General features: G+C 64.4%; 27 protein-coding genes. 7 read left to right on the top strand and 20 right to left on the bottom strand.

Annotated features, from left to right (window positions below):
• Positions 1 to 202 precede the first annotated feature (202 nt).
• The gene (locus tag GVL61_RS23230; protein WP_159983451.1) at positions 203 to 556 is read left to right on the top strand and encodes an integration host factor subunit alpha; all 354 of its coding nucleotides are present in this window, start codon (positions 203 to 205) and stop codon (positions 554 to 556) included.
• Here the strand turns inward: GVL61_RS23230 and GVL61_RS23225 are convergent.
• From GVL61_RS23225 to GVL61_RS23180, 10 genes are all read right to left on the bottom strand, one after another.
• Positions 522 to 686 carry a hypothetical protein gene (locus tag GVL61_RS23225; protein ID WP_159983449.1) on the bottom strand — a complete coding sequence of 55 codons (165 nt, stop codon included), beginning with the start codon at positions 684 to 686 and terminating at the stop codon, positions 522 to 524. The genes GVL61_RS23230 and GVL61_RS23225 overlap by 35 nt on opposite strands.
• Positions 687 to 963: 277 nt before the next feature.
• Positions 964 to 1,230: a DUF3768 domain-containing protein gene (locus GVL61_RS23220; protein ID WP_368667149.1), complete on the bottom strand. Its 267-nt coding sequence runs from the start codon at positions 1,228 to 1,230 to the stop codon at positions 964 to 966.
• 40 nt (positions 1,231 to 1,270) lie between these two features.
• Positions 1,271 to 1,801 carry a hypothetical protein gene (locus GVL61_RS23215; protein WP_159983445.1) on the bottom strand — a complete coding sequence of 177 codons (531 nt, stop codon included), beginning with the start codon at positions 1,799 to 1,801 and terminating at the stop codon, positions 1,271 to 1,273.
• On the bottom strand, positions 1,746 to 2,654 hold the full coding sequence (locus GVL61_RS23210; protein ID WP_159983443.1) for a hypothetical protein: 909 nt from the start codon (positions 2,652 to 2,654) through the stop codon (positions 1,746 to 1,748). The genes GVL61_RS23215 and GVL61_RS23210 overlap by 56 nt, the downstream gene beginning before the upstream one ends.
• Positions 2,655 to 2,773: 119 nt before the next feature.
• Positions 2,774 to 3,073 (bottom strand): hypothetical protein, encoded by a 300-nt coding sequence (locus GVL61_RS23205; protein WP_159983441.1) that lies wholly within the window; start codon positions 3,071 to 3,073, stop codon positions 2,774 to 2,776.
• Between the two features lie 47 nt (positions 3,074 to 3,120).
• On the bottom strand, positions 3,121 to 3,867 hold the full coding sequence (locus tag GVL61_RS23200; protein ID WP_159983439.1) for a hypothetical protein: 747 nt from the start codon (positions 3,865 to 3,867) through the stop codon (positions 3,121 to 3,123).
• 63 nt (positions 3,868 to 3,930) lie between these two features.
• Entirely contained in the window at positions 3,931 to 5,259 is a 1,329-nt protein-coding gene (locus tag GVL61_RS23195; RefSeq protein ID WP_159983438.1) for a hypothetical protein, read from the bottom strand.
• Between the two features lie 67 nt (positions 5,260 to 5,326).
• Entirely contained in the window at positions 5,327 to 6,337 is a 1,011-nt protein-coding gene (locus GVL61_RS23190; protein ID WP_159983436.1) for a hypothetical protein, read from the bottom strand.
• A gap of 10 nt (positions 6,338 to 6,347) precedes the next feature.
• Positions 6,348 to 6,971: a hypothetical protein gene (locus GVL61_RS23185; RefSeq protein ID WP_235037871.1), complete on the bottom strand. Its 624-nt coding sequence runs from the start codon at positions 6,969 to 6,971 to the stop codon at positions 6,348 to 6,350.
• A 62-nt stretch (positions 6,972 to 7,033) separates the two neighbouring features.
• On the bottom strand, positions 7,034 to 7,369 hold the full coding sequence (locus GVL61_RS23180) for an I78 family peptidase inhibitor (protein WP_200844929.1): 336 nt from the start codon (positions 7,367 to 7,369) through the stop codon (positions 7,034 to 7,036).
• Positions 7,370 to 8,013: 644 nt separating this feature from the next.
• On the opposite strand from GVL61_RS23180, the gene GVL61_RS23175 reads away from it, so the two are divergent.
• Genes GVL61_RS23175 through arsH form a run of 5 tightly spaced genes read left to right on the top strand, consistent with a single transcriptional unit; the run spans position 8,014 to position 11,261 of the window.
• A complete protein-coding gene (locus GVL61_RS23175; RefSeq protein ID WP_159983434.1) occupies positions 8,014 to 8,346 on the top strand; it encodes a helix-turn-helix transcriptional regulator in 333 nt (110 codons plus the stop codon).
• An 11-nt stretch (positions 8,347 to 8,357) separates the two neighbouring features.
• The gene (arsC, locus tag GVL61_RS23170) at positions 8,358 to 8,786 is read left to right on the top strand and encodes an arsenate reductase (glutaredoxin) (protein ID WP_200844928.1); all 429 of its coding nucleotides are present in this window, start codon (positions 8,358 to 8,360) and stop codon (positions 8,784 to 8,786) included.
• The gene (locus tag GVL61_RS23165; protein WP_159983432.1) at positions 8,786 to 10,072 is read left to right on the top strand and encodes an arsenic transporter; all 1,287 of its coding nucleotides are present in this window, start codon (positions 8,786 to 8,788) and stop codon (positions 10,070 to 10,072) included. Before arsC ends, GVL61_RS23165 begins: the two co-directional genes overlap by 1 nt.
• The gene (arsN2, locus tag GVL61_RS23160) at positions 10,069 to 10,506 is read left to right on the top strand and encodes an arsenic resistance N-acetyltransferase ArsN2 (RefSeq protein ID WP_159983430.1); all 438 of its coding nucleotides are present in this window, start codon (positions 10,069 to 10,071) and stop codon (positions 10,504 to 10,506) included. Before GVL61_RS23165 ends, arsN2 begins: the two co-directional genes overlap by 4 nt.
• Positions 10,506 to 11,261 carry an arsenical resistance protein ArsH gene (gene arsH / locus GVL61_RS23155; protein WP_159983428.1) on the top strand — a complete coding sequence of 252 codons (756 nt, stop codon included), beginning with the start codon at positions 10,506 to 10,508 and terminating at the stop codon, positions 11,259 to 11,261. The genes arsN2 and arsH overlap by 1 nt, the downstream gene beginning before the upstream one ends.
• A gap of 457 nt (positions 11,262 to 11,718) precedes the next feature.
• On the opposite strand, the gene GVL61_RS23150 is transcribed toward arsH, so the two are convergent.
• Together GVL61_RS23150 and GVL61_RS23145 are read right to left on the bottom strand one after the other, a co-directional pair.
• Positions 11,719 to 12,018 (bottom strand): hypothetical protein, encoded by a 300-nt coding sequence (locus GVL61_RS23150; RefSeq protein WP_159983418.1) that lies wholly within the window; start codon positions 12,016 to 12,018, stop codon positions 11,719 to 11,721.
• 55 nt (positions 12,019 to 12,073) lie between these two features.
• Entirely contained in the window at positions 12,074 to 13,366 is a 1,293-nt protein-coding gene (locus GVL61_RS23145) for a hypothetical protein (RefSeq protein WP_159983416.1), read from the bottom strand.
• A gap of 64 nt (positions 13,367 to 13,430) precedes the next feature.
• Between GVL61_RS23145 and GVL61_RS23140 the strand changes: the two genes are divergently transcribed.
• Positions 13,431 to 13,928 (top strand): hypothetical protein, encoded by a 498-nt coding sequence (locus tag GVL61_RS23140; RefSeq protein WP_159983414.1) that lies wholly within the window; start codon positions 13,431 to 13,433, stop codon positions 13,926 to 13,928.
• Positions 13,929 to 13,941: 13 nt separating this feature from the next.
• Here GVL61_RS23140 and GVL61_RS23135 read toward each other — a convergent pair whose 3' ends face one another.
• From GVL61_RS23135 to GVL61_RS23100, 8 genes are all read right to left on the bottom strand, one after another.
• Positions 13,942 to 14,148 carry a hypothetical protein gene (locus tag GVL61_RS23135; RefSeq protein ID WP_159983412.1) on the bottom strand — a complete coding sequence of 69 codons (207 nt, stop codon included), beginning with the start codon at positions 14,146 to 14,148 and terminating at the stop codon, positions 13,942 to 13,944.
• A gap of 14 nt (positions 14,149 to 14,162) precedes the next feature.
• Complete coding sequence (locus GVL61_RS23130; protein ID WP_235037870.1) at positions 14,163 to 14,762, bottom strand: hypothetical protein; 600 nt, start codon at positions 14,760 to 14,762, stop codon at positions 14,163 to 14,165.
• Positions 14,763 to 14,786: 24 nt separating this feature from the next.
• Entirely contained in the window at positions 14,787 to 15,431 is a 645-nt protein-coding gene (locus GVL61_RS23125) for a hypothetical protein (protein ID WP_159983408.1), read from the bottom strand.
• A complete protein-coding gene (locus GVL61_RS23120; protein ID WP_159983406.1) occupies positions 15,385 to 15,864 on the bottom strand; it encodes a hypothetical protein in 480 nt (159 codons plus the stop codon). The genes GVL61_RS23125 and GVL61_RS23120 overlap by 47 nt, the downstream gene beginning before the upstream one ends.
• Positions 15,836 to 16,777 carry an ArdC family protein gene (locus tag GVL61_RS23115; RefSeq protein WP_159983404.1) on the bottom strand — a complete coding sequence of 314 codons (942 nt, stop codon included), beginning with the start codon at positions 16,775 to 16,777 and terminating at the stop codon, positions 15,836 to 15,838. The genes GVL61_RS23120 and GVL61_RS23115 overlap by 29 nt, the downstream gene beginning before the upstream one ends.
• An 88-nt stretch (positions 16,778 to 16,865) precedes the next feature.
• On the bottom strand, positions 16,866 to 18,959 hold the full coding sequence (locus GVL61_RS23110) for a ParB/RepB/Spo0J family partition protein (protein WP_159983402.1): 2,094 nt from the start codon (positions 18,957 to 18,959) through the stop codon (positions 16,866 to 16,868).
• A 69-nt stretch (positions 18,960 to 19,028) separates the two neighbouring features.
• Positions 19,029 to 23,240: a strawberry notch family protein gene (locus tag GVL61_RS23105; protein WP_159983400.1), complete on the bottom strand. Its 4,212-nt coding sequence runs from the start codon at positions 23,238 to 23,240 to the stop codon at positions 19,029 to 19,031.
• Positions 23,241 to 23,289: 49 nt separating this feature from the next.
• Positions 23,290 to 24,126 carry a toprim domain-containing protein gene (locus GVL61_RS23100; RefSeq protein ID WP_159983398.1) on the bottom strand — a complete coding sequence of 279 codons (837 nt, stop codon included), beginning with the start codon at positions 24,124 to 24,126 and terminating at the stop codon, positions 23,290 to 23,292.
• Positions 24,127 to 24,303 lie beyond the last annotated feature (177 nt).

The raw sequence follows: 24,303 nt of genomic DNA, 5'->3' as shown, positions 1-24,303 counted from the left end.
TCCCCCTCCTCCCCCGGGCCCTTCCGGCCCGGCCCGCGCGAACGCGCGTAGCCGCCACGCCGATCAGGCGAGGCGTCACGGCTTGGGTGACGGTGCGAAGTAATTGCGATGGGCGCTGCAGCGGGGATAATGGTCGGCTGCACTATCGTCACGGGAAGCTACGTATTATCATAAGTTAGGTCAAAAGGGGGCAGTTACGGCGATGCGGCGAGACCAAACTCTTACTCGGGCGGCGATCGCGGAAGCGATTCAGCGCGAGGTTGGGCTAAACAATCGTGAGGCGCTCGAGATGGTCTGTTCGATCCTGGAGCATATGTGCTCGGCCATGGCGCGCGGGGAGAACATGAAGATCAGCGGCTTTGGGTCGTTTCTCCTGCGCGACAAGTCGGAGCGCATCGGGCGCAACCCCAAGACGGGCGATGAGCATGCGATCGAGCCGCGCCGCGTCATGACGTTCCGCGCCAGCGCGAAGCTGAAGCAACGGATCGTTCGCGCCGACCAGGAAGAAGCGGCCGCAGCTGTTACGGAGCCGCGGCGCCGGGCAAGTCAGGGCTGAAGTCGAAGAGCCAGCCATTGACTTTCAACCAGGCGTTCTCGTCCCGGTCATAGGCAACGAAGGTGGAATCCAGGTCCACATTCGGTTCGATCAGGAGTTCGAGCGTGTGCATGCCGCAGTCGGCGATCACCGGCGAGGTATACCGGCCTCGATCGCTAAGGTTTGAGTGAGGTTGGCGGTCGGCAGAGCGAGGGCGGCGGTCTGGTTCATGGCTTATGGCTCCGAGATCATCGGTCTACGTTCGCAATGCCGGAGGGCGCCCTCCGCGCTGTTGATCGCGACGCCGATCTTTTGCGTGGCTCTGGGGGCTCCGGCTTCTCGTAGCAGTTTGCGGGCTAGCCGCATGAGTTGCAACGCCTCGTCTATCTGGCGCTTTGCATGCGGCTTGGCAGGTTTGAGCCGGCGCATCAGTAGTCCTCCGGGGCCATGATGGTTAGCACGCGGCAGGTCACCGAAGCGTCAGCGGGATTTTCCGATCCGTACTCGAGCTCAAGATCGAAGTAGTCGATCTTCATCAGGACGTTGAGCCCGTCCACTTCGAAGCGGGCGAAGTCGCGTTCCGGAGAGTCCGGGCTGAAGGTGCAGTTGCGCAAGGCCTTCAGCACCTTGGCTTGAGCCAGGATCCTGCTCGGCCCGGTGCCATCGGACAAGTGCGCCAGAAGGTTCGAGGTCATTACCACCTTGGCGGTTCGGTCCAGGCCTTGGCGGACACGATCATTCAGGCGGGCGATTGTCTCGGTCGGATTGTGTTGGGTTGCGAGCATGGCCGTTCCTTTCAGCAATTTCGCTCGCCCCCTCCCCCGCTCCTCTTCGATCCCTGAAATCCGCAGGGTGTTCGGCCAGCGCATTTTCGCGTTCCGGTAGGAACGCTGATGCTGGCGAGAGAGGCGATGAAATCAGCCGCCGCGCCTGTTCTATGATGGTGCGAAGCTCCGTGATGTAGTCGAAATCATCTACATAGGTGTCGTATCCGGGGCGGTGGGCAGCGACCTGGCTTACGAAGGCGGCGGCCTTGCTGGTGGAAACATGGGCGTCCCGAACGGGCAGGCTCTCACGCATCACGATGTTGAAGACGGCGGAGCCGTCCGTAAGAGTTTCGCGGACCAGCGCGATATCGCGCACGTCGACGTAGACGGTGTCGGGATCGGCACCCTCACAGGCGATGTCCGTCAGGATCTCGGCCAGCGCGTCACGCAGCTCGGCGACATTGCTGGGCATCCAGCGGTTCAAGGCTTGCTTTGGCATTGGTGCCTCCTTCAGGTGAGATGGCGTGGAAGCGCTCGAGCCAGGTCTCGAGGGTGGGTCTGGTGTCCAGCGGCTCTTGAGCGGCCGCTTCCTGGAAGCGCACCAACGACGTTGGCGCCGATGCGATGATCCGGTCTATTTCGGCCTCGGGGAGCAGCCGCTCTGCACGGATGAAGTTGGTCATTCGCCCTGGTTTCGACTTAGTCGATCGGCGCCACAGGCCCTCGACGGTCCTGAGACGCGGAGCGGCGCGGGCCTCGATTAGTACGATCATGCGCAACCAGTATTCAGGCAGAGCGCGCACCTCGTCGGGCTTCATCGCGGTGCAGAACACGCAGCTGGACTTTGGCGGTACGGGCAGGCCTTCGGCGCGGATGCGATTCTCGCATGCGTCGCGGTCCCAGAGCCATTCTCTTAAAGGGTAGCTGTTATCGAAGAGGGGATCCTCGATCGTCGCCGCGTGGGCGTAGCGCTGGCCATCGCGCTTTGAGGCATCGTAGCCAATGTAGCGAATGACCTTCTCGCCTCGTGCCCAGGCGTCAATCGCCGGCTGCCAGGTCTTTATGAAGGCCTCCTGCGGGGCGGCCTTGTACTTCAGGCTGCAGCTGCTCCGACCAAAAGCTATGCTCGGCAGGCAGCCGTTCGTCAGGAGTGAACCGGCCAGGTCATTGTAAGGCGGATAGTTCTTGAAGCGCTTGGTGACGTAGCGAACAACGTGGAACTCGATATCGTGGTTCGCCATCCATCCACGCATCATATCCAGGTACGCATAAGTTTCGGGCTTCTCGGCGCCGGGGTCGGCTGTCAGCACGAGATCGGGTTTGCGGCCCTGGCTCACGAGTTCGATCAGCATTGCAGTGGAATCGACACCGACGCCGTAGGAGAGGACGCTCGGCGGGCGCGGGAGATGGAGATATTCGGGCGATCGACGTGGTCGGGATGGTCCGCGCCGCGTTTCCGACGGGGGCGGGGTCACGCCGGCGAACCCGACAGTGAGACGCCCCACTCGTACTGGGGGAGCTCCTCGATGCACGGCGCATCGCGGTCCCACATGATCCATTCGCAGCCTTCACGCTTGGCGACATGGATTGCAGAGCGCACTTCGAGCGGCACGCCGGCCTCCTCCGTGATCCCGACGTCGTCGCAGACGTACATGAACCACCCATACTCGCCCTTCTCGAAGCAGGACCAAGGGCAGACCGGGATCCAGTCCAAGGCCGTGGGTTCGCTAAGGTGAGCGGTGCTCAGCACCAGCATCCGGACCCGTTCCATATGCGGCGCCTGTTGGCCTGGTCTCGGAAGGGTTGGCGCGGCGCGGCTCATTTCGAGCGTCCCGGCGCTGTCAGCGGGCCGGCGGCGCGGATCCTGCGCTCGGCTTCGCGCTGGGCGCGATAGCGCGCGAGTGCTGCTTCTTGCCGTTCGATGACCTCCGTCAGGTGCCTGTGAAGATCAGGACAGGGTTGCCCCGAGGCTTCATTGCGCGCGCGCAGCCAGCGGGCGTCTTCAAGAGTGAGACGGTTCTCGCGCTGGCGAGTGTAGACCCCTTCCTCGACCTCGTGAGCGCCGCTCAGGATCCTCAACGCACGGCGGATGATCTCAGGCGATCCGCCGTTGACGATTACCCAGACTGGATGGGTTTCCCGCACAGCGGCAATGCCGGCCTCGGACGGCTTCATCTTCAGCTTGTAGATCTGTTCGTCCTCGCCGATCCGCAGAATGCTGGCCTTCAGGAGACGGCTGAGCTGCTTCTCGGCCTGGTGCCGGTCGATCAACCGGGCGACGAGTAACTCCAGGTCGCAGGCGTGCCCGCAATCGAAGGGGCTGCGCTTCGCAGGGTCGGCCTCGAGCGGCTCGCTGGGCGGTTCGTTGGCAGCGAGCCACTGATTGACAGTTGCGAGGTCAGGGCCGTCATAGTCTTGCACGGAATGAAAATGATCGGCAGCGCCGTGCCCATGGTTGCTGGCGTGAAACGCGGCACGTCCATCGACAAGGATCACCGCCGTGTAGGCCGTGGTCTCCTGCGAGAGCGCCGGCGAGAGCTTCAGTTTGTGCAGCTGGATTTTCATCAGTGTTTCCTTCGGTGATGGAGTGGCGCGCGGCGCCGCCGGGCTCGGCGAAGCCGGCCCGGTTCAGAGTGGAAGGCGGGTGCCGAGACGGGTTGCACCGCCAAAGCTGCGTAAGGCGCGGGCCATCTCCTGGCGCAGCTTCGCCTTGCTGGAGATGCGGATCTCGGCCGCGAGCGGCGTGTTGTCGGCCGTGACGAAACCTTCGGCCGGGGCGCCATTATCGAGGTTCACCTCGATGAGGTGGCCTCGATCGGGAGCGGGACCGGCGTACCGTGCCGTGAACTCACCGAGCTTGGCGGTCAGCCCCTTCGCGGCCTTGCTCCAGCGGATGTGGCCGGCACCCATGTTCTGGCCGGGCAGGCGGCCGCGGCTTAGCCAGATGTCGAGGTGCGCGCGCTGCTGCAGCGGCGTATTGCGCGTGCGCTCCATGGTGCGCAGCACCGGGAGCGCCTCGCCGACGGCATCGAGGACACGCAGGTACTCGCCTTGAGCGGTCACCAGGAGGTCGTCGATATCGCGACCGGCGAGCAGGCCACGCAAGGTCTCGCCCTGCGTGGCATCGGCGATCAGATTGTCGGCCTGGGCGCTCGTCATCGGGGCCGTGGCGATCTGGCAAGCATCGCTCGCGACGAAGCCGCGTGCGGCGCTGAGGACAATCATCGTCGCCTGCCCCGACGAACGCTCCCGTACCAACTCGATCGCCGGTGGACGGCGGCATGGTCTGCCGTTGCGGCCGGGCGGCGGCTGCAGGTCGCTGTCCGTCAGAATGACCGCGCGTCGTTTCCAGGAGACCGGGCGGTTCCCGTCCTGCGGCATCGGCCACGCGCTCGGCTTCAGCTTGCCGCTGGCGGGCGCACGTTCGCTGGAGCTACAGGTCGTGTCGACGGCCGCGATGTTCGCGCGGCGTGCCGCGTCGAAGAGGTCGTCGGTATCGCCGCCGCCTCGGGCAAAGCCATGATCGTAGGCAGCCAGCAGCCGGGCTGATGATGCACCGCGCAGCGAGATAACCCCGCGATGTTCCCACCCCGCAACGGCGGCATACCACCCTTGCGCATACTGCACCGCGCAATCCCAATCGTAGCCATGTTCATCCCGGCCACGCACGATGGCTCGGTCCTGGGCGTTCGCCTCGCCCTGTTCGATCTTGCGCTGCATGAAGGCGAAGTTGTTGGCCTGGCGTTCGGCCTCGGTGCGTTGCTGCATGGCCTCGAAGATCGGCCGCATAGCGATCGTGCGCTCTCGCGTGCGGGCCATGCGGCGGTCCGCAGGCGCGTCAGCATGCAGGTCGGGATAGTCGCGCCACGCCTTCGCAAGGGCGGCCGCCTCGGCCGGATTGCGGCCTCGGGTTAGCCAGGTCGCGGGGTCTGTGACATCGAGGGTGTGCTGGTCCATAAGGAGGCTCCAGATGCTCCACGTCGCATGTTGGACGTGCTCGGATCCTCCCTCCCCCTCGTCTTTCTCACGCTGCCTGGCGTCGATCGGCGTAGATGTCGGCGGCCCATTGCTCGACCCAGCACTCGGTGAGTTCGTCGTGATCCAGGTCTGAGGTTTCGATCAGCGCGCCTATTTCCTCGCGGGCCTTGGCGATCGCGGCTTCCCAGGGGTCGCATGGCGGCAATTTCGGCCTTGGCCGAGGTACGGGCGGAAGCCGGCGCGGCGGGCCAGAGGCGGCGCGCCGCTGGCGCAAAAACCACCGCGTCATGTGCTCGGCCACGATCGCGTCCGTCTTCGAGACGCCGAGGCGCAAGGCGTCTCGCCTCGCAGCCACCCCGTAGGCTTGTGAATCGATGCTGGCGACCCGCTGCTCGAACGGCCGCAGGAACGGCAGGGCCGAGCCCTTCACGCCGAAGCAATGCAGTTTGACGCCGACGGGAAGAATCCGATCGAGGTGTTCGACAACGGCAATCAGGCCTTCGGGACCTCGCACCTCGCGCCGGCACATTGAGCCGACCCCGATCGTGCGACCAGGGACCATGGACCACGCAAGTGCGTCCGCGCAGCGCTCATAGTCGGCGGGTCGCCGGCCCTGAAGCACGGGCATGAACCTGTCAGCGATGCCAGCGTCCTCAGCGCGGCGGCGAGTTTCCCGGTTGGCGCCGATCGTGCGCGAAAGGCGCTCCTTCACCGCCGCGTCGTCGGCGGCTATCTCGGCCTCGCATGGATAGTCAAAGCTCGCGAACTGACGGAACGGATGGGCGCGGGCGAGCTCGATGTAATCATTGATCGACCACGGGAAGCCGCCGTAGACGACGTGGCTGGTGAAGCCGCCGCAGTCGAGAATGGCGTCGGCTGTGGCGGGCAGATTCCGTAGCTGCGGGTAGTCCCAACCTTCCCACCGGCGGCAACCGTTGATTGTGCGCCAACGCGCCAGCGCACTTGCCGATATGAGTACGGGTGCCTTGAGCGTCAGCGCGCGGCGCAGGATAGGGCCCTGCCTCAGGTGAGGCAGGCCCAGGATGATCTCGATCATGGCGATCACCTCAGGGGGTCATGCCCGTCGGGCAGTCGATCATCTGGGCTTCCAGGCTCGCGAAGGAGGCCGGGTCGGACCGGGCCTCGTAGGCCCCAGCGTCGACCAGCGCGTACTGGCGTGTGCCGTCGTATGTGGCGTGGCCAAGATGGTCGACGGACCGGACCACGGATCCGACGACGCCAGTCTTGCCTTCAGGCACCCAGTCTGCCCAGCTTCCCCATGCGGCGGTCACGCACAGTTCGCCAATGCAGGCCTGATAGGCTCGGCGTCGTTTGAGGATGTAAGATTCCTCCTCGGTCACGGGCTCACCGGTGTATGCGGTGAAGGCGTCGGGGTGCCAGCACCGAACGCAATCGCGCGCGAGATCGAGGTACGCCGCCGGCAGTTTGGAGTGTGCGCGGAACTCGGCGTCGAACGCGACGACGACGTGCGACCAGTTTACATCCTCCTCGTATGATGCTCCCTCGATCCTGAGGGCGTCGGGCATCGCTTCCTGACGCTCGCCCGACAGGATCAGGCCGCCGTGCGAGGCTGTCGACACCGACCAGATGCCGGGGAGGATCTCTTCAGCCTCCTGGATCCTATCCCAGATGGACGATTGCGGGCGGGGCATGGAGGCAAACTTCTGCATGACGATCTCCTGTGTGAGTTCGTCACCCCCATCCCTCTTCTCTCCGGCGCTCCTGGAGCCTGCTATCCGCAAATCGCATTGGTGACACGGCCGGAGGCCGGGTCTGTCTCGACGGTGACGCGATTGTCGCGCAAGTCGTGGGTCACCGCGTCGCCAGGACGGATCTGACGAACCAGGCTTGCACCGGTGAGGCGCATCGCGTCGGCCTCGCTTGGCTTGGCCTTGCCGATGAGCCTCTGTGCAGCCGCGGCATCGCATAGTCCGGGCGTCAGCGCTGGCGCGGCCGCCGCCTGCACCGTTTGATCGTGTGCAGGCACGGGAGCGGTGCAGCCAGCGAGCGCCAGTAGGCCCAGGCCGGCGCTGGCAAAATCTACCAGCTTTGTGCAGCTCATTGACATCGATCACTCCTGTCGGGCGGCACTGGTCGAGAACACGTCTGCCATGGGCAGACCTGCTCCGCTTTTGCCCCTCCGCTAACGAGTAGCGCGCAGGCGTGTTTCGCCTGAGACCTAGGGCTTTTTGCAAAAAAAAGGCTGGCGCGAAGGCCAGCCTATGAAAAGTTTGGGAGAGGATGCCTGAAAGGCATGTCCTGTATGCTGACCATTTCGTTATGCTGCAAGTGCGAAGCAGGGTTCGGCCCTTGCGTTGTACGCAAGTGATGCGCGTGATGGTCCAGAGCCCTTGAGCCGAGCCGACGAGAGCGCCTGCGTGCTTCGACGGCCTAGGTGTAGCGGCTTGCAATGATGATCGCCCCGAACTGCAATAGAGTGCAGTTGGCGGCTCACATTGCGTGAGACAGATCGACGCGGCAGGCGCACGATCGTTGAGACGCACCCCGCGATCGGTGCGACGGACGCAGAATGTTGATCTCTCTGCTCGCGAATGGCGATCGAGGTGCCCTGCGCTTTCTCGAAAAGGATGGTGAAGCGCGAAGGCATAAGCTTTCCCAAAACCCGTCCACGAGTGTGTTCTGAGAAGCATTCGGTCACTGCGACACCCCGAAAGGGGTAGCGCCCCGCAGTATATCCTCTATGCTAGATATATGGAAAGCGAATTAGCAATCTCCGTCCTGGGCGCGCTCGCGCAGGGAACACGCCTTGACGTGTTCCGCCTGCTCGTCCGTCACGAACCTGCTGGTCTGGCCGCTGGCGAAATCGCCCGCCAGCTCAACGTGCCGCAGAATACCATGTCGGCCCATCTCGGCATCCTCGCCCGCGCCGGCTTGGTCCGCTCCGAACGCCATAGTCGCTCGATCATCTACCGTGCGGATCTGGACGGATTGCGCGCGCTGACGCTGTTCCTCGTCAAGGATTGCTGCGCCGGCTCGCCTGAAGTGTGCGCGCCGCTCCTGGCCGAACTCACCCCGTGCTGCTGAAAGGACGCTCCGTGACCGTCGATATCATGATCTATCACAACCCCGAGTGCGGCACGTCGCGCAACACGCTGGCGATGATCCGCAATGCCGGCATCGAGCCGCACGTCATCGAATATTTAAAAACCCCACCCTCGCGCGCGCTGCTGGTCGAACTAATCGACCGCGCCGGGATCACGCCCCGCGGTCTGCTCCGTCAGAAGGGCACGCCCTATGCGGAGCTGGGGCTTGGTGACGATGCGCTGTCCGACAACGCGCTGGTGGACGCGATGATGGCGCATCCGATCCTCATCAACCGGCCGCTGGTCGTCTCACCCCTCGGCGTGAAGCTGTGCCGACCGTCCGAAGCGGTCCTCGATCTGCTGCCTGAGGCTCAACAAGGCGCGTTTGCCAAGGAAGACGGCGAACAGGTCGTGGACGCCTCAGGTCAGCGCATCGCCTGATGCTGCTCGCGCTCGCTATCTTCGTCGTCACAATCGCGCTCGTCATCTGGCAACCCAAGGGCTTGGGCATTGGCTGGAGCGCGCTGGGCGGCGCGGGTGTTGCGCTGCTCGTCGGGGTCGTCTCGCTCTCCGACGTGCCGGTGGTGTGGGGTATTGTCTGGAACGCGACCGCGACCTTCGTTGCGATTATCATCGTCAGCCTGTTGCTCGATGAAGCCGGGCTCTTCGAATGGGCGGCGCTCCATGTCGCGCGCTGGGGCGGGGGGCATGGTCGTCGGTTGTTCGTGCTGATCGTTCTGCTCGGCGCGGCGGTGTCGGCATTGTTCGCCAATGACGGCGCGGCGCTGATCCTGACGCCGATCGTCATCGCGATGCTGCGCGCGCTGGGATACAAGGACAAGGCGACGCTGGCGTTCGTCATGGCGGCGGGGTTCATCGCCGATTCCGCCAGCCTGCCCCTGATTGTCTCCAACCTCGTCAACATCGTGTCGGCCGACTTCTTCCGGATCGGCTTTGCCGATTATGCCTCGGTGATGGTGCCGGTCGATCTGGCGTCGATCGCCGCGACGCTGATCGCGCTGCTGCTGTTCTTCCGGCGCGACATACCGGCGAGCTATGACGTGGCGCAGCTCCGCGCGCCCGCTGAAGCGATCCGCGATCGTGCCACGTTCAAGGCGGGCTGGATCGTCCTCGCACTGCTGCTCGCCGGCTTCTTCCTGCTCGAACCTATCGGCGTGCCGGTTAGCGCCGTCGCCGCTGCCGGCGCGGTCCTCCTGTTCGTCATCGCCGCGCGCGGCCATGTCATTCAGACGCGCAAGGTGCTGGCCGGCGCGCCGTGGCAAGTCGTGATCTTCTCCCTCGGCATGTACCTAGTCGTCTATGGCCTGCGAAACGCGGGGCTGACCGATCATCTTGCCGGTCTGCTCGATCGCACCGCGCAAGGCGGCGTATGGGGCGCGGCGTTCGGCACCGGGATCATCGCCGCGCTGTTGTCATCGGTGATGAACAACATGCCGACGGTGCTGGTAGGTGCGCTGTCGATCGACGCGACGCACGCCACGGGCGCGATCAAGGAAGCGATGATCTACGCCAACGTGATCGGTTGCGACCTCGGCCCCAAGATCACGCCGATCGGCTCGCTCGCCACGCTGCTCTGGCTGCACGTTCTCGGGCAGAAGGGTATCCGGATCGGCTGGGGCTATTACTTTAAGCTTGGTGCGACGCTGACGATCCCGGTGCTGCTGGTGACGCTCGCGGCGCTCGCGATCAGGATCAGCATGGCATGACGCCGCTGCGTGTCATCGCGCTCGATCCCGACAATCTGGATGGGCTGCGCGACGCGCTCGCCGCTTCGGGCCTACCTGTCGCCGATCTGGCCGACTCCGGCCGGGCCTTCTTCCGGTTCGATGATGACGCCGGCTTGGTTGGCTATGGCGGGCTTGAAGGGCAGGGAACGGATCGCCTGCTCCGCTCGCTCCTGGTCGTCGCAGATCGGCGCGGCGACGGTTTGGGCCGAGTCATGCTCAGCCTGCTTGAAGCCCGCGCCCGCGGGCTGGGCGTCGCCCGCCTTCACCTCCTCACCAACACGGCCGCGCCGTTCTTCGCCGCCAGTGGTTACGCTGCGGCCGATCGGGCGATGGCCCCGGCGCCGATCGCCAGCTCGCGCGAGTTCACCGCGCTCTGCCCGGCGTCTGCCGCCTATCTCGTGAAAGCCCTCTGATGCCATTGCGCCAGCTACCCGACCCCGATCACCTGCCCGCGCTCGACCAGCGCTATGCGCTCGACCGCCCTGCCTTCGGCCTTGGTGCGGGTGATCCCCCGCCGCGTATCCTGCTGCTCTACGGCTCTCTGCGCGAGCGGTCGTTTTCCCGGCTGTGTGTCGAGGAAGCGGCGCGGCTGCTGCAATTCTTCGGGTGCGAGACACGCATCTTTGATCCCTCGGCGCTGCCGCTGCCCGATCAGGTGACGGGGGACGATCACCCGGCCGTCCACGAACTGCGCGAACTGTCGATGTGGTCGGAGGCGCATGTGTGGTGCAGCCCCGAGCGGCACGGCCAGATTACCGGCATCATGAAGCTGCAAGTCGATCATCTACCCCTGTCAATGGGCGGGATGCGACCGACACAGGGCCGAACGCTCGCCGTCATGCAGGTGTCGGCCGGATCGCAGTCGTTCAACAGCGTCAACACGCTGCGCGTGCTGGGTCGCTGGATGCGAATGGTGACGATCCCGAACCAGTCGTCGGTGGCCAAGGCGTTCGACGAGTTCGATGACGCCGGCCGGATGAAGCCGTCCAGCTACTACGACCGGATCGTCGATGTGATGGAGGAGCTGGTGCGCTTTACGATCTTGCTACGCCCGCACACCGCCCAGCTTGTCGATCGCTATTCCGAGCGCAAAGAGGCCGGGGTGCCGATCGACACGGCGACCGACCTATCGAGCATCGCAATCGCGCCGCACGCACCGCAGCCCTGATTACACGCTTTCCCGATTGGGAACCGCTAACGGGACGGTCGGGGCGGCAAGCTACTCACGGCCGTCCGCGAGGGGGCGGTTTTCCCGAAATCTGTTCCCGATTGTCTTTTCCCAAAATTCGCCGCTGCACATGGAATAACGGGAATCCCGGACTCCCCCGGCACCAGAAAAACGAGCGGTTATCTCGCGGTCGCGCGATGCCGCCCGAGGCGGTCGAAAACGACAAGAAAACCCGTTCAGAAAACCAGTGGCATCTTGCACCATGCCGATGGCCTTTTCTGGCGGGGTACGTGTCCGCAATCGTTCGCCGCTCGGCGAACATCTCGCGTCCGTCGCACCCAATGTGATTTGCGTCTCAACGATCGTGCGCCTGCCGATCGCCAGCGTCTCACATAATGTGAGCCGGAAAATGGTCTTTATTGCAGTTCCGAGCGATCATTATTGCGAGCCGCTACAACTAGGTGGTGCGCCATTGTTCGACGAGATCTGCCATCGCCTCCCGGTATCCGAAGGCATCAGGATAGATGGCGCCCGGCTGTTGACCAAGGAATGCGAAGATCGTGGCCATGTCAGCGGCGATCGCCCGATCAACGCCGAAGAGATCCGCAATGGGGAAATGTCCCCAGTCATCGCCATTCCACCATGCCAGGAGAAAGTTTGCAGCGCGTGCGCTTTGCCCGGTGTCGGACCGCGCGAGGTCGACGAGCCTTTCCAGGGCCGCCTTCACTTTCGGTTCCGCGAGAACTTCAACGGTCATGGTGTGATCCTTGGTTGGATGGCGAGCGCTGCTCGCCCTCAAGTTGGAGATAAGATCATGCCTCGTCGATCATTCTTTCGAGGCGATCGAGGAGGTCAGTGTCGGCGAGTTGATGCGTCGCGATGCTGATGGTGCGGTGATACTCCTCGAAACGGCGGCGCTCTTCGGCCTTCATCTCAAGGTATCGTGGTGTTCGTTCGCGCAGCAGCTGGATGGCGAAGTCGGCCTCGAGGCCGGTTCGGTAGTCGAGAAAGGCGACGATCGCGTCGGGCCGCACTTTGCCGGCCTGGGTGACGATGTCGAACAGGGGCCGCTTCACCGCGACCTGCACGCCCTTGCGGCGCATATGGTACTGGAAGCCGACCAGCGCATCCAGGAACCTGCGCTCATCCTCGCGCTCGACGGGAATGAAGCGGTTGCCTTTGAACACGGGCTGGGCATAGGCGCGGAGCGGAAGGTAGCCTTCGCGCGGGCTATGCTCGCCGACCACGGCCAGCACAATGAACGGCGGCTCGACCTTCGCCCGAACGATGCCAGTATGCTGGATGCGGTTGCGGATCTTGAGATCACCGAGCCCGGTGTGGACGGTAGTGCCGGAGATCTCATGCGCTTCCAGGAGCAGGAAGGCCTGCGGCGCGAAGTCGCCCGGCCATAGAGCTTCGGCCTTGCGCAGCCGGGCGTGTACGCGGCGCGCCTCGTAGTCCTTCACGTTGAAGTAGAGGTGATCCTGCAGCTTGATCCGAGGCGCGATCAGGAAGCGGCCGGCGGCCTCGCGGAGCCTGGCGAACTCGTCGCGCAGGCCGTGTTCGGGCCGGCCTTGCGGCGGCAGCGCCGGCAGGACGTTGGTGTGGGCTGCTTCGAGCAGCATCCATAGCAGTCGGCCGAGCCGCGGTATCGAGACCTGCCGGCTGCGGTCGTCGGGTTCTTCGTCGTCGGGCTGCTGCGCCAGCTTTTCCGGAGCTTTCTTGTGCGCGTTGAACAGGCCTTTCGGAAACTCGATCTCGAACAGACTGTCTCCGGGACGCTCGCGGATGCGATCGGGCGCTTGCGGCAGATAGAATGGGCACCGGCGCAGATGGAGCGGACGGCTTGTTAGCCGCCGCAAGTAATAGGTCTCGGCCTCCGAGAGGTAAGCCGGACTTGTCAGCGGGGGCGGCCTGGTGTCGCCAAGGCAGTTGCAGGCGATCCATTGCTCGTTCTCGCGCGCGATCGTGACGAGGGTCACGGAGGCGCGGTGGTCGGCATCGCTGCCCTTGCCCGTGTACCAGCGCACCAGGGCGTCGCGAACACTGCCGGGAATATCGCGGCGTCCGCCAAGTCCGTTGGTGTCGCGCGGTACTAGCCACATACTTCAAACAGCCTCTTGCAGTGGATGCTTGTTCTTGTTACGTTCTTATCAATAGGAGAGCAGTATGACCAAGAAGTTCGAGATTGGCCGCTTCGACCTCGATATTCAACTCAGGGATGAAGCGCTCGACCCGCTCAATACCCCGGCGAAGCGCATGGCCGCCAACGCGTCGATCGGCATCGAGCCGTTCGATGCGTACTATTCGACCCGCGAGTTGCGAGAGGCGGTCGAGGGCGTCCACCAGGGAGAGCTCGGCGCCAAAAAGCGGCTTGCGCGGATCCTCGGCACGCAGTGCGATGACTATCAGCGCTGCCTATACTATCAGCTGGCGGGACGCGGCGTCGTGCAGATGCTCGATGTCCTGTGCTGGCTCGAGGAAATCCTCGCCAAGCGCACGATCATCTCGGCGGACCTGTTCCGTGCCAAGACGTGGCCGGCGATCATGGTCAATCCCTACGTTGCCGCGCAGCCCGACGGGCCGCTGGTCAGTGCCGATCCCAATTTCGAGGAAGGGCCGTCGTGGTATCTCGATCCCGATCTTGGCGGAATCATCGACGAATAATCACGGCGGATAATCACAGGGCGACGACTTCCAGCTCTACCGCGTCCCGCGGACTCGCTTCGGCGGCCCTAACGACGCGGTAGGGTTGCAACCGGCAAGTCGTACGCACCACAGCGAACGGCTGAGCGGTTTCCTCGCACATCTGCTGGGCGAGGCGGTCGGCGTTGTTGCGGCTGCATAGCTGCCGGCGCCGTGGATCGAGGATGGTGTCAGTCTGCACGGGGCCTTTGCCTTTCAGGTGAAAATGGTGGGCGAAATCTTGCGCTCGCGCACGATCTCGAACTTGCGGTCCAGCAAGTTGCTGACGCGGTAGCGGCCGCCGCCATCGCTGCGGGTGAGGATGATCCGGTTTCCCTGCCGAAGCACGCGCATCAGCTCGTGCCGAGTGTCGTCGCCAAAGGCGATCGGTTCGGGAAAGCGGATCAGAGCGCCATCGGGCAGCCTGCGCGATCGGCGTCGAATCGTGGCGAAGCACCGTCGGCGCCAGTCGAGTGCAACCGGGTTGTTGGTCGACGTGAGCCGTTCAAGCACACGTAGCGGGCAATCGGCCTCGTGCGGCCCCATGCTTTCTGACATATCCTTGTACGCGAACACGAATCCGTCCGCGGCCTTGGGGTTCCAGCGCACGAGGCAGACCACAGCGGTGACCTCGCCCGCCACGCCATCGTCGAAACGCTCGAGTGCCGCATAGTAGACCCGGTTACCCGGGCAGGCGCTTTCGAGCACACGATAGCCGTGAGCCTGCCGATCGTCGGTAGCGTGCCGTTCGTAATTGAACTGCGCGTCGAGGTACTGCTTGGGGCTTGTGTGCCCGCCCATGCTGGCGAGCGGCATAGAAAGCCATCCCATGGCAATCTCCTACATCAAGGTTGGCTGTGAACCGGCGACATCGATCCGCAGATGGCTTGCGATCTGCCGTGCGAGTGCGGGGATATCAGCGAGGCTGGGCGCGCTTGCGTGGCGGACCTGGTTGCCCGGCTTCTTCCAGTGGCGATGCCGATACGTCAGCGCCGGTGAGCCGAACCGCTCGACCGACAGCCGCAAGTACAACGCAGATCCTTCCAGGACATAGTCGCCTGCGATCGCGGGGTTCGGCGCGATGTAATCGAGGCGATAATCACTGCGCGCAAGGCCGAGCTCTGCTGCGATCTGGCGAACAGCGCGCTGTCCCTCGCGCTTGAAGGCGCGCAGGTCCTCGGGAAGATAGTCGATGCCCTTTCGCAGGAGCGCGACGATCGCGGGCTTGTGCTTGAGCTCGGCGAGCCGCGCCATGCACGCTTCGCGCAGCGGGGCATCGTCGGGATGCTCGTGCTCGATCGAGCCGTCGGTCACGCGCGTGAGGCGTTTGGCAAACAGCTTCACGGCCGGATCGCTCTGCGGATCGTGTCCGGCCCGCTGCGCGTCGCTGACAGCATCGTTGAGCGCGGCAATACAAGTCGCGAAGGTGGTGAGGCCTTCAGGCTGCAGGGCGCGGCGAAAGCGGAAATCCAGGTCGTAGGACAATGCAAACCTCCATCATCTGGTTGGATGCATGGTCCCTTCCCTCTCCTCTTTTCAGTGGAGGGCGACGCCCTTGCGAGGCCTGGGGCGCTTCAATGGGCTGGTACACGAACGCCGCGGCCAGGCAGCTTGGGGCAAGCCGTCCGAGCAGTTCGACGGTATCGGCGAGCGAGGCGCCGCCGGGAACCGACGCGATCGTCAGGGTGTCGCCGGCGACATCAGCGATTTCCCACTCGGGTTGCGCGACCATGGCCAGGTACTGAAAGGCGGCATCGGTCGGGTCTGCCGCCGCAACTTCGCGCAAGCGCTGTGCAAGCGGGCGCGGGATCCGGTCCGGATCGGCATGTGCCCGATCGTAGGCGTGCTCGAGGAAGGCGGTGAGGATCATTAGATCGTCGGCCGAAACCTCAAGCAGCAGCTGGAAGTGGCGCTTCATGGCGGTCCTCCTGGGTGGTGGGCCTTGGATTTGCGGACCATGCCGCGAGCCATTTGTAAGCCTGCTCGGCCTTGGCAGCGGCAGTGATGATCGCGCTCTTGTCGGCCTTGAGAATCGATATCCAATGCCCGACGTAGCTTGCATGGCTGTCGTGCAACTCGCACGGTAAACCGAGATCGGAGCAGATCATCCCCGATGTCATGTCGGCCACGACCTCCTCGAACGCGTAAGCGTTGTCACCGAACCTGCGGCCAAACTCCCGCCCTAGCCGGTGAGCTGCGCCGGTCGCATGGGCATACTCGTGTGCGAGCGTGGCCGCGTGATGATCGCTGCTGATGAAAGCGCCTTTGGGCGGCATTTGGACGTAATCACCGCCCGGTGAATAGAAAGCGCGGCTGCCGCCCTGGCGTAGCTCGATCGGAATGGGCGCGAAGAAGGCGTCGATCGCGGCCTGGTGTTCAGATGGGCTAGGCGGTACCAACTCGACCGGATCGGGATGAAACCGATTGGGAAGACCCTCGATCTGGTCGCAGTTGAAAACCAGGTACGAGCGCATGAACCTGATGACGCGGGATCCGCCGTCCTCGCCGGTGAGCGTCGGGCCTTGCGCCTTGCGGATGGTGTTGAAGTAGACGCTGGGCGCGGGCCTCGCCCCTTTGACGACGCGGCCGCCAAGTTCGTCGGCCTGCCGCTGGGTCATCCAGAACCGCGAGCGATAGCCGTGGCTATCCGCGATCGCCCACAGCAGGATGGAATTGATGCCGGTGTACGACTGGCCGCCGGCGCGCAGTGGACGGCCGTTAGCCCCGAACGTGCGCCAGGGCCGCCGCCACGGCAGCACACCCTGCTCGATCTTGGCGATAATGATATCCGTGACTTCCTGCGCGATGTCGCGTTTGCCCCCACGGCGCATGGTGCAAATCCCTTCGTGGCATGAGAAAAAAGGGCCCGGTGGCGGTACGCCCCGGGCCCAGGTTGTCATCAGGAGGAGAGCGCGTCGGTCAGGCGCTGACGTAGGTCTCGTCGACGTCGGTGACCTCGGCCTCCAGATCGTCGTTGACGTCCGGATTCGTCAGCTCCTCGGCGCCGCCGCCTTCGTCCTCACCGCCATCTTCGGAACCTTCAGCCTCCGGATCGAGATCGTCGGGCTCGTCTAGTTCGAAGCGCATCGCCGCCGGCACCCAGGCCAGCGCCCGTTCCTTGATGGCGTCCTCGACGATCACCTCGCCGGCGAACAGCTTCTCGCAGCTTCCCGAGATCTCCGCCTTCTTCGACGCGGCGTAGCGGTTTGAGAGTTCGGCGCCCCCGACGTCCTTGAGAAGCTCGAGGATGCTGCCCTTGTTGATCCGGTCGAAGTAGTTCTCCGACGTCGGCCGCCACATTGCCGCGGGTTCGATTTCCAGCAGCATGCCAAGCTGGGCGTGGATGGGATTGTATCCCGAAGCATACCCCATTTTGGCCTCGATCGAGGTCGCGACGGTGTAGGCGATCCACGCGGCCTTGGCATCGTCATCCAGATCGCGGAAGGCGTTGAACCGCTCGACCACGCTCTTGTGCTCGCCCCACCCCTTGTCGAGAGCCTCGTAGGCGCCCGCAATGATCTCGTCGGCCATGCCCTTGGGCACGGTGGAATCGAGTACCGGATCCTGCGGGCGCGGCGCCTTGATCGTCGTGCCGCGGTTGTCGTAGCTGTGCAGGATCCCGTCCGCGAGGGCGAAGATCGCGTAGTCGAGCGCCAGGCCCGGATCGCCGAGCAGCGACGCGGCAAGGATGTTGCGACGCTGGACCGCGAGTTCGTCGAACAGGCGGGCGCTGTACGCCTTGCCACCAGGCCCGGTGGCCTCCGGCGCCGAGGGCTTGGCCGGCGACGATCCCGACCGGGAACCAGTCGGAGTCTCGAAGCTGCCACCGGTGACCTTGCCGTCCTCGTCGCGCTCCATGCGCAGATGCTTCTCGCTGTGGTAATCCGGCTCGAGCACCATCTCGCCCTTGGTGGTGACAATGAGGAAGCGGCCGACTTCGGCCTTCCATTCGTCGGGCAGTTCGGCGGTCGGGTTCGAGAGCTCCTGCATCTCGGTGTCGAGGCGATCGTATTCCTCGTTGAGGGTGGCCGCTTCGGGCGATTCCTCGTCGAGATCTTCCATCTCGGTGCAGATGGCCTCGATGCGCGCTTCGATCTCGCTGATGCGCGCGGTGGCTTCCTCGGTAAGCGGCGCCGGCGGCAGGGTGACCCGGTTCAGGCCGAGATGGCGCGCTGCCTGCCAGCTGGACGTGCCGGCCACCGGCCAGATCGTGCCGAGACCAGTCTGTTCCCAGAGGCGGGCTGCTTCGGCTTCGAGCTTGGCGGCTGCGAGCTGCTGCAGGATTTCGAGATCCGTCCAGCGATCTTCAGAGGCATCGGTGAACAGGTCGCGCTCGATGCGGCCGCCAGCGGCGGTGTACGCGTCCTCGCCGACAAGCAATGCGATCGCATCTGTCCCCCGGGTACTACCGTTCGCGATCAGACGCCGCACCTGGTCGGGGTTGTTGCCGTAGTAGCGCATCTGCTCGTAGACCCGCAGTTGCGCTGCGTGCTGGTCGGTCGAGGCATAGGCCTTGGCCATCTCGAGCGAGAGATCACCGCTGGCGAGCGCTTCGAAGATCGGCTCGGCGAGCGCGGCGAGGCGCAGGCGACCCTCGACAAACCGGGTCGTCAGGCCGAACCGCTTGGCGACGGCCCGGGTGTCCTCGTCCTGCGAGATGAAGTGCTGGAACGCGCGGCATTCCTCGGCCGGCGTCATTGCGAGCCGCTGGAAGTTCTCGGCGAGCGATGTCTCGGCGATCTCGGCGTCGTTGGCGACTAGCAGCATGCACGGTACGGCGCGATCCGCACCCCATGCGCCGCGCTCGACGATCATGATCATGGCGCGCAGGCGTCGGCCGCCGGCGATCACGTCGTACTGGCCACGCTTCTTGGCCTTGGTGACGATCAGGTTCTGGAGGAGGCCGCGGGCCTCGATGTCGTGGGACAGCTGCTCGTCCGCCTGGCTGTCATGCGTCTTGCGCACGTTGTTGGCCGAGAGCTGGAGCTTGTTGAGGGGGATGAGTTCTTGCACCGGATATACTCCTTCTGACGCCCCGTTCTTCTGCCGGGACACCACTCCCCTACCCCCTCTCCTCCCGCTTCAAGCGGCCTTGAGGATCGACGCGAGTATCGCGTCTGCCTGACTTGCCGGCACGAAGATCCGGGTCTTGAACTGGATGATTTCGGTGAAGCACCCCAGGGACTTGAGCCAGGCCAACTGGGTGTAGAGTTCGCCGACCAGCTCGATCCGCTGCTCACCGTTGACCAGGCTGCGCTTGATGGTCATCGGCCAGGGCCGGTCGATCACGGCTGAGCCCTTCTGGCCAAGTGCGGCGAGCACGGCAGTTGGGGACGCCTGGAACTCGCTGACGATACCGAACGTCTTGAGGATGCCGGGCACGTCGCTTTCGTCGACAAGGCGCCCGAGCCAGCTGCTGCCCTCGGCGTCGACGACGCGGCGCACCGCGATGTAATCGCGCGGAAGCGAGTTCCAGATCGGCAGGAGGAGCCCGGTGGCAAGGTGGATCGTGTCGATCTCGGTCCTGGCTGCCGCTTCGGCGGCTTCAGCTGTCCAGAGGCGCGAGAACGTCTCGATGTCGGTCTCCTCCCATGCACTTGTCGCAAGGTCGGCCGCGATCTTGTACTCGTGGCGGGTCGGGCGCGTCAGCGTCACGCGCTCGATGAGCAGACCGCTGTCTTCCATGAGCGACCTGGCGCGCTCGGCGAAGGCGACCTTCCCCGACTTGGTGTTGAGCAGGAACCGCGGCTTGGCGATGAACTCGGCGAGACCCAGGATCCGCTCGAGTGACGTCGGCCGCACCGCGCGCTCGATCTCGATCGAGAGCAAGTGCGACGTGGCGCCGGTACGCTCATCAGTGCGCAGCACGACGTCGGCGATGACGCGCGCCTTGTCGGCGGCGACGGTCTCGACGCCTACGTCGAGCGTGCCGGCATCGCGCGCGGCCGCCACGCGGGCCTCGACTAGACCCAGGAACTCTTCGAAAATGGAGTTCTGCATGCCGATCGGCAGCGCCAGGATGCGATTGAGCCATCGCGTGATCGGCGGCAAGTCCTCGACCAGGCAGCCATCGTCACACGTAAGCTGCAGGCCGGACCGGCTTTCGAAGTCGACGAGGCTGGTGCTCTTCAGTTTGCCGGAGTGCAGCAGACCGAACCAGGTCACGAGCGCAGCCTTGGCGTATTCGCTTTCCAAGTTGTCTGCAGGATCGAACAGGTTCTGTCCGCCGGTCTGCCGCTGGCCGCGCGTAAGCGCGCCAAGGCTGTCGAGCCGGCGCGCAATCGTGCTGGTGAAGCGCAGCTCACCCTTACAGTCGGTCGTGCAGGGGCGGAACAACGGCGTGGTCGCCTGATGCGTGCGGTGGGTACGGCCGAGCCCCTGGATGGCGCGATCGGCGCGCCAACCGGGTTCGAGCAGGATGTGGACCCGGCGCTGTTGGTTCCTGGCGTCGAGGCTCGCATGGTACGAGCGTCCGGTTCCGCCGGCATCACTGAAGACGAGGATGCGCTTCTCGCCGGTCATGAACATCGCGGATTCAGCCTGATTGGTGCGCGCCGAGCGACCTTCCAGCTTCTGGGTGCCGTCCGATCGCGTGACGAGGCGCTTGGTCCTGCCGGTGACTTCGGCCACCGCGTCGGTGCCGTAGTGCTCGATCAGAGCGTCGAGCGCGGTCTTGATCGGCGGCATCGCGCAGATCTGCTCCATCAGATCCTGCTTGGCCTGTAGCGCCTCCTGGTTGTGTACCGGGCGACCGTCGTCATCGTACATTGGCGCGGAGCGCTCGGCGCCGGTATCGTCGACGTAAGTTTTCATCTGCTGCGTCGGGAACGCGCGATCGAGGTACTCCATGATGTACTCGCGCGGTGACAGGTCCACCTCGAGGCGGGCGCGCTCCTCGGGACTGAGGCCGTTCAGCCGGCGATCGAGGATGCTCTCGGCCGTGGTCACCAGCTGGATGACCACCGATTGTTCCTCGGCGATGTGCCCGTCGATCGCGGCGATCAGGGTCGGCAGCTTCATCGAGAGGAGCACTTGATTGAAAAAGCGTTGTTTTGAGCTCTCAAACCGACTTCGCGCGGCGGCCTTGGCGCCGCTGTTAAGCGTGTTGCCGGATATGTCGTCGACGACCCCGGTGAGCGCGAGCGCCCGCTCCTGGCTGCCATGAATCACCGCCCACGCATCGGCATAGGCATCGTAAATGCCGATTTGGTCGGGCCGCAGCTCGTGCTTGAGGATGTCGTATTCAACTCCGGCGAAGCTGAGCGCGCGAGCCTGGTAGAGCCCGAGCGCCTTGAGGTCGCGTGAGACGAGTTCCATCGCCGCGATTCCACCGGCGCGAATCTCCGAGATAAAGCTCTCGCGGTTGGCGAATGAGGTCCCTGGTCCCCACAGGCCAAGCCTTACTGCGTAGGCGAGATTGTTGACGTCGGAAGCGCCGGTTGCCGAGGCGTAGAGCACTCGGGCGTCAGGGAGGTGGTTCTGCAAGAGGACCCCAGCGATGCCCTGCTGCGACCCGGCGGTCTTGCCAAGGGCACCCTCACCTCCAGCGACACCGCCCATCTCGTGGCTTTCGTCGAAGGCGATCACGCCGTCGTATTCGGCCCCTGCCCATTCCAGGATCTGCCGCAGGCGCGTCGCGTCCTGGCGCTGGCTACGCAGGGTCGGATAGGTAACGAACAGGATGCCCTGCGTCAGCGTGATCTTCTCGTCGATCTTCCAGGTGGAGAGGGGTTGGATGTCGGCCGACATGCCGCCGAGCGCTTCCCAGTCTCTCCGGGCGTCCTCGAGCAGCGCCTCGTTCTTCGACACCCAGATGTTGCGCTTGCGCCCGTTGACCCAGCTGTCGAGGATGCAGCCTGCGACCTGCCGGCCCTTGCCGGCGCCCGTGCCGTCGCCGAGGAAGTAGCCCTTGCGGTATTGGCGGCCATCCTCGTTGGGGACGAGCCCGACGCCGTCTTTGTCGGGCACGAAGCGCCCTTGCAGGTATTGGATCCAGGCATTGCCGGCGTAGACGATGGTTTCGAGTTGCGCCTCGGACAGGCGCCGCTCGTTAACGATGCGCTCGTGCAGCTTGGGCTCGTACTGCGGAACGGGTGCCGGTATCGATCCCATCGCGACGGATTCGACCAGGTCGGTTGGATGCATGCCGGCGTCGTGCAGGTCGATGCGGCTCGGTCGATAGGGCAGGTAAACGCCGGCCTGTTGCCCGAGCGGCCGTGGCACCTCGAGCGCGGTGAAGCGGACCGGACGGACGTCGTTGCGTTTGGGCGGGATCATCGCCGCCGGCGCCGCCTTGCGGGTCGAGCGCATCGCCTTGAACAAGCTGGGCTTAGCCGAGCCTGAAGCTGTCGGCCTGCGCGCTTCGCCAACTGCCGGGCGGGGTACGATCGTGATGGCGTCGAGCAGCTGCGCCACGCTATCGCAAGCGATCACGGTCGGCCGGACGTGTCCGGGCTTCTTATCGATGACGTAGATGCGCACAGCTACGCTCGTGCCCTGCTTGTGGTAGCATTTGCCGAGCCGGTAGGATCCGACCACGCTGCAGCCGGTGAGAGTCGCATCGTAGGTCTTGCCTATTGCCGCGTTGGTCGTGAACCAGTCAGGCATGATCGCGACAACGCGACCACCGGGAGCGAGGCGGGAGATCGCCGATCGCAAGTGGCGCACGGCCGCGAATTGGTCGACACCCCTGCCCTCCGATCGCGAGAATGGCGGGTTCATCAGCACAAGCGAAGGAACGTACCCGGCTTCGAGTGTGGCGCTGAGCAAGGCGGCATCGTGGCCGCTGATCGTGGCTGCAGGAAAGAGCACCTGCAGGGCCTCGCGGCGCTTGGGATCGAGTTCGTTCAGGTGGAGTGACTTCACCGCCGGGAGCAGCGCTACAAGGCTGCCATGGCCGGCGCTGGGTTCGAGCACGCCGTCGCTCGGCTTGGCCTGGGCGAGCAGTACCACTAGCCCGGCGAGATCGAGAGGCGTCGAGAACTGCTGATAGCGGATCTGGTCTTCGCTACGGACGGTCTGCGTCGGAAGCGCGTTCACGAGCCCGGAAAGCGATGGGATCGCGGCGCTATCCGTGATGCGGGGCAGCGTGAGCGCGTGCCGGGTCAGACCTTGCTCGAGCAACTCGAAGCTGTCGCGCTGGGTCCAGCGACCGTCGGCATTGGCGCCGCCATAGAGGAACGACGCTTCGCCGTTGAGGGCCTTGCGAGTGATGGTGCCGGCAGCGATGTGGCGGGCTATGTTGTCGATTGCGACGTTGCGCGCGTTATCCTGGTGGGTGAAGAGGTCCGTCACTGTGAGCTCCTGATGCTGACCATTGCAGCACCAGTCCTCCCCCTCTTCTTTATCGCTTCAGGTTCGCCTCCGCCCAGTCCTCGAAGGGTCGCGGTGTCTTGCGTGTGAGCTTCAGCCCATCGCGCCGATAGGCGGCCCAGGCCTTGCGGGCCCCTGCCCTGCCCGCGGCGTTATTGTCCTCGGCGATGATGAGCTCGGTGATATCGTCCGGGAGTGCGAGAAGCGAAAGTCTTTCGTTACCGAGCGATGCCCAGCACACGATGTCGTGCATCGCGGTGAACGCGGCGGCATCTTCCATGCCCTCGGCGATCGCCAGCGTCTTGGCGCCATTCAGGCGCGGCCTCCAGGCCCCCTGCCCCGGCTTGCCGAGCATCACCTTCTCGGTGCGATAACCCGTCTCGGGATCAAGGAAGACCCGCTGGATGGCGTTCAACTGCAGGCCCTCTCGCACGGCCACAAGCAGCGCCGGCTTGAACTCGGTATGCGGCTTGGGTTTGTGCGGACAGCGCGGATGAAACCGCAGGTCTTCAAGATCGACCGGAAGCTTGCGAAGTCGGAGGTAACGCTCGGCGAGAGTGCCGGCGATCTCCAAACCCTGCTCCCACAGCCTCGTGACATTGGCAGTGCCGATTGATTGGCGGTACTCGGGCATAGGTGTTCCGAGAGACGGCTTCACGCGCCGGAGTTCACGAAGGATGTCTTCAGGTTGGCACCCCGCGAAGCAGTGGACGATGATCCCTCTGTCACCTTGCCGAAGGGAAAGGCTTGGCTCGCCGTCTGCATGGGCCGGGCAAAGGCACATTGCGTAGCTGCCGTGCCATTTGCCGCGTAGCGCTGCCACTACGTCGACGAGTTCCTGGGAGGGTCTGTTGGCCTTGAGTGTCATGGTCGTTCCTTTCCGACCATCAACATCCCCCTCCTCATATGCGGCTTTGACGTAACCGTCCGATTGGGACCGCCTGCCTGATAGCGCGATAATCTCTTAAGAGACGGTCATAGCGACGTCGCTAACGACGTCTCTTGATTGGGGATTGCGATGCGGGCGGAGATACTGGGTCAGGAA

Source organism: Novosphingobium sp. 18050, assembly GCF_902706195.1.
In the GTDB taxonomy this organism is placed as follows: Bacteria; Pseudomonadota; Alphaproteobacteria; order Sphingomonadales; family Sphingomonadaceae; genus Novosphingobium.
Note: the sequence above shows the minus strand (reverse complement) of the source record. Positions and strands in the feature narration are given on the sequence as shown.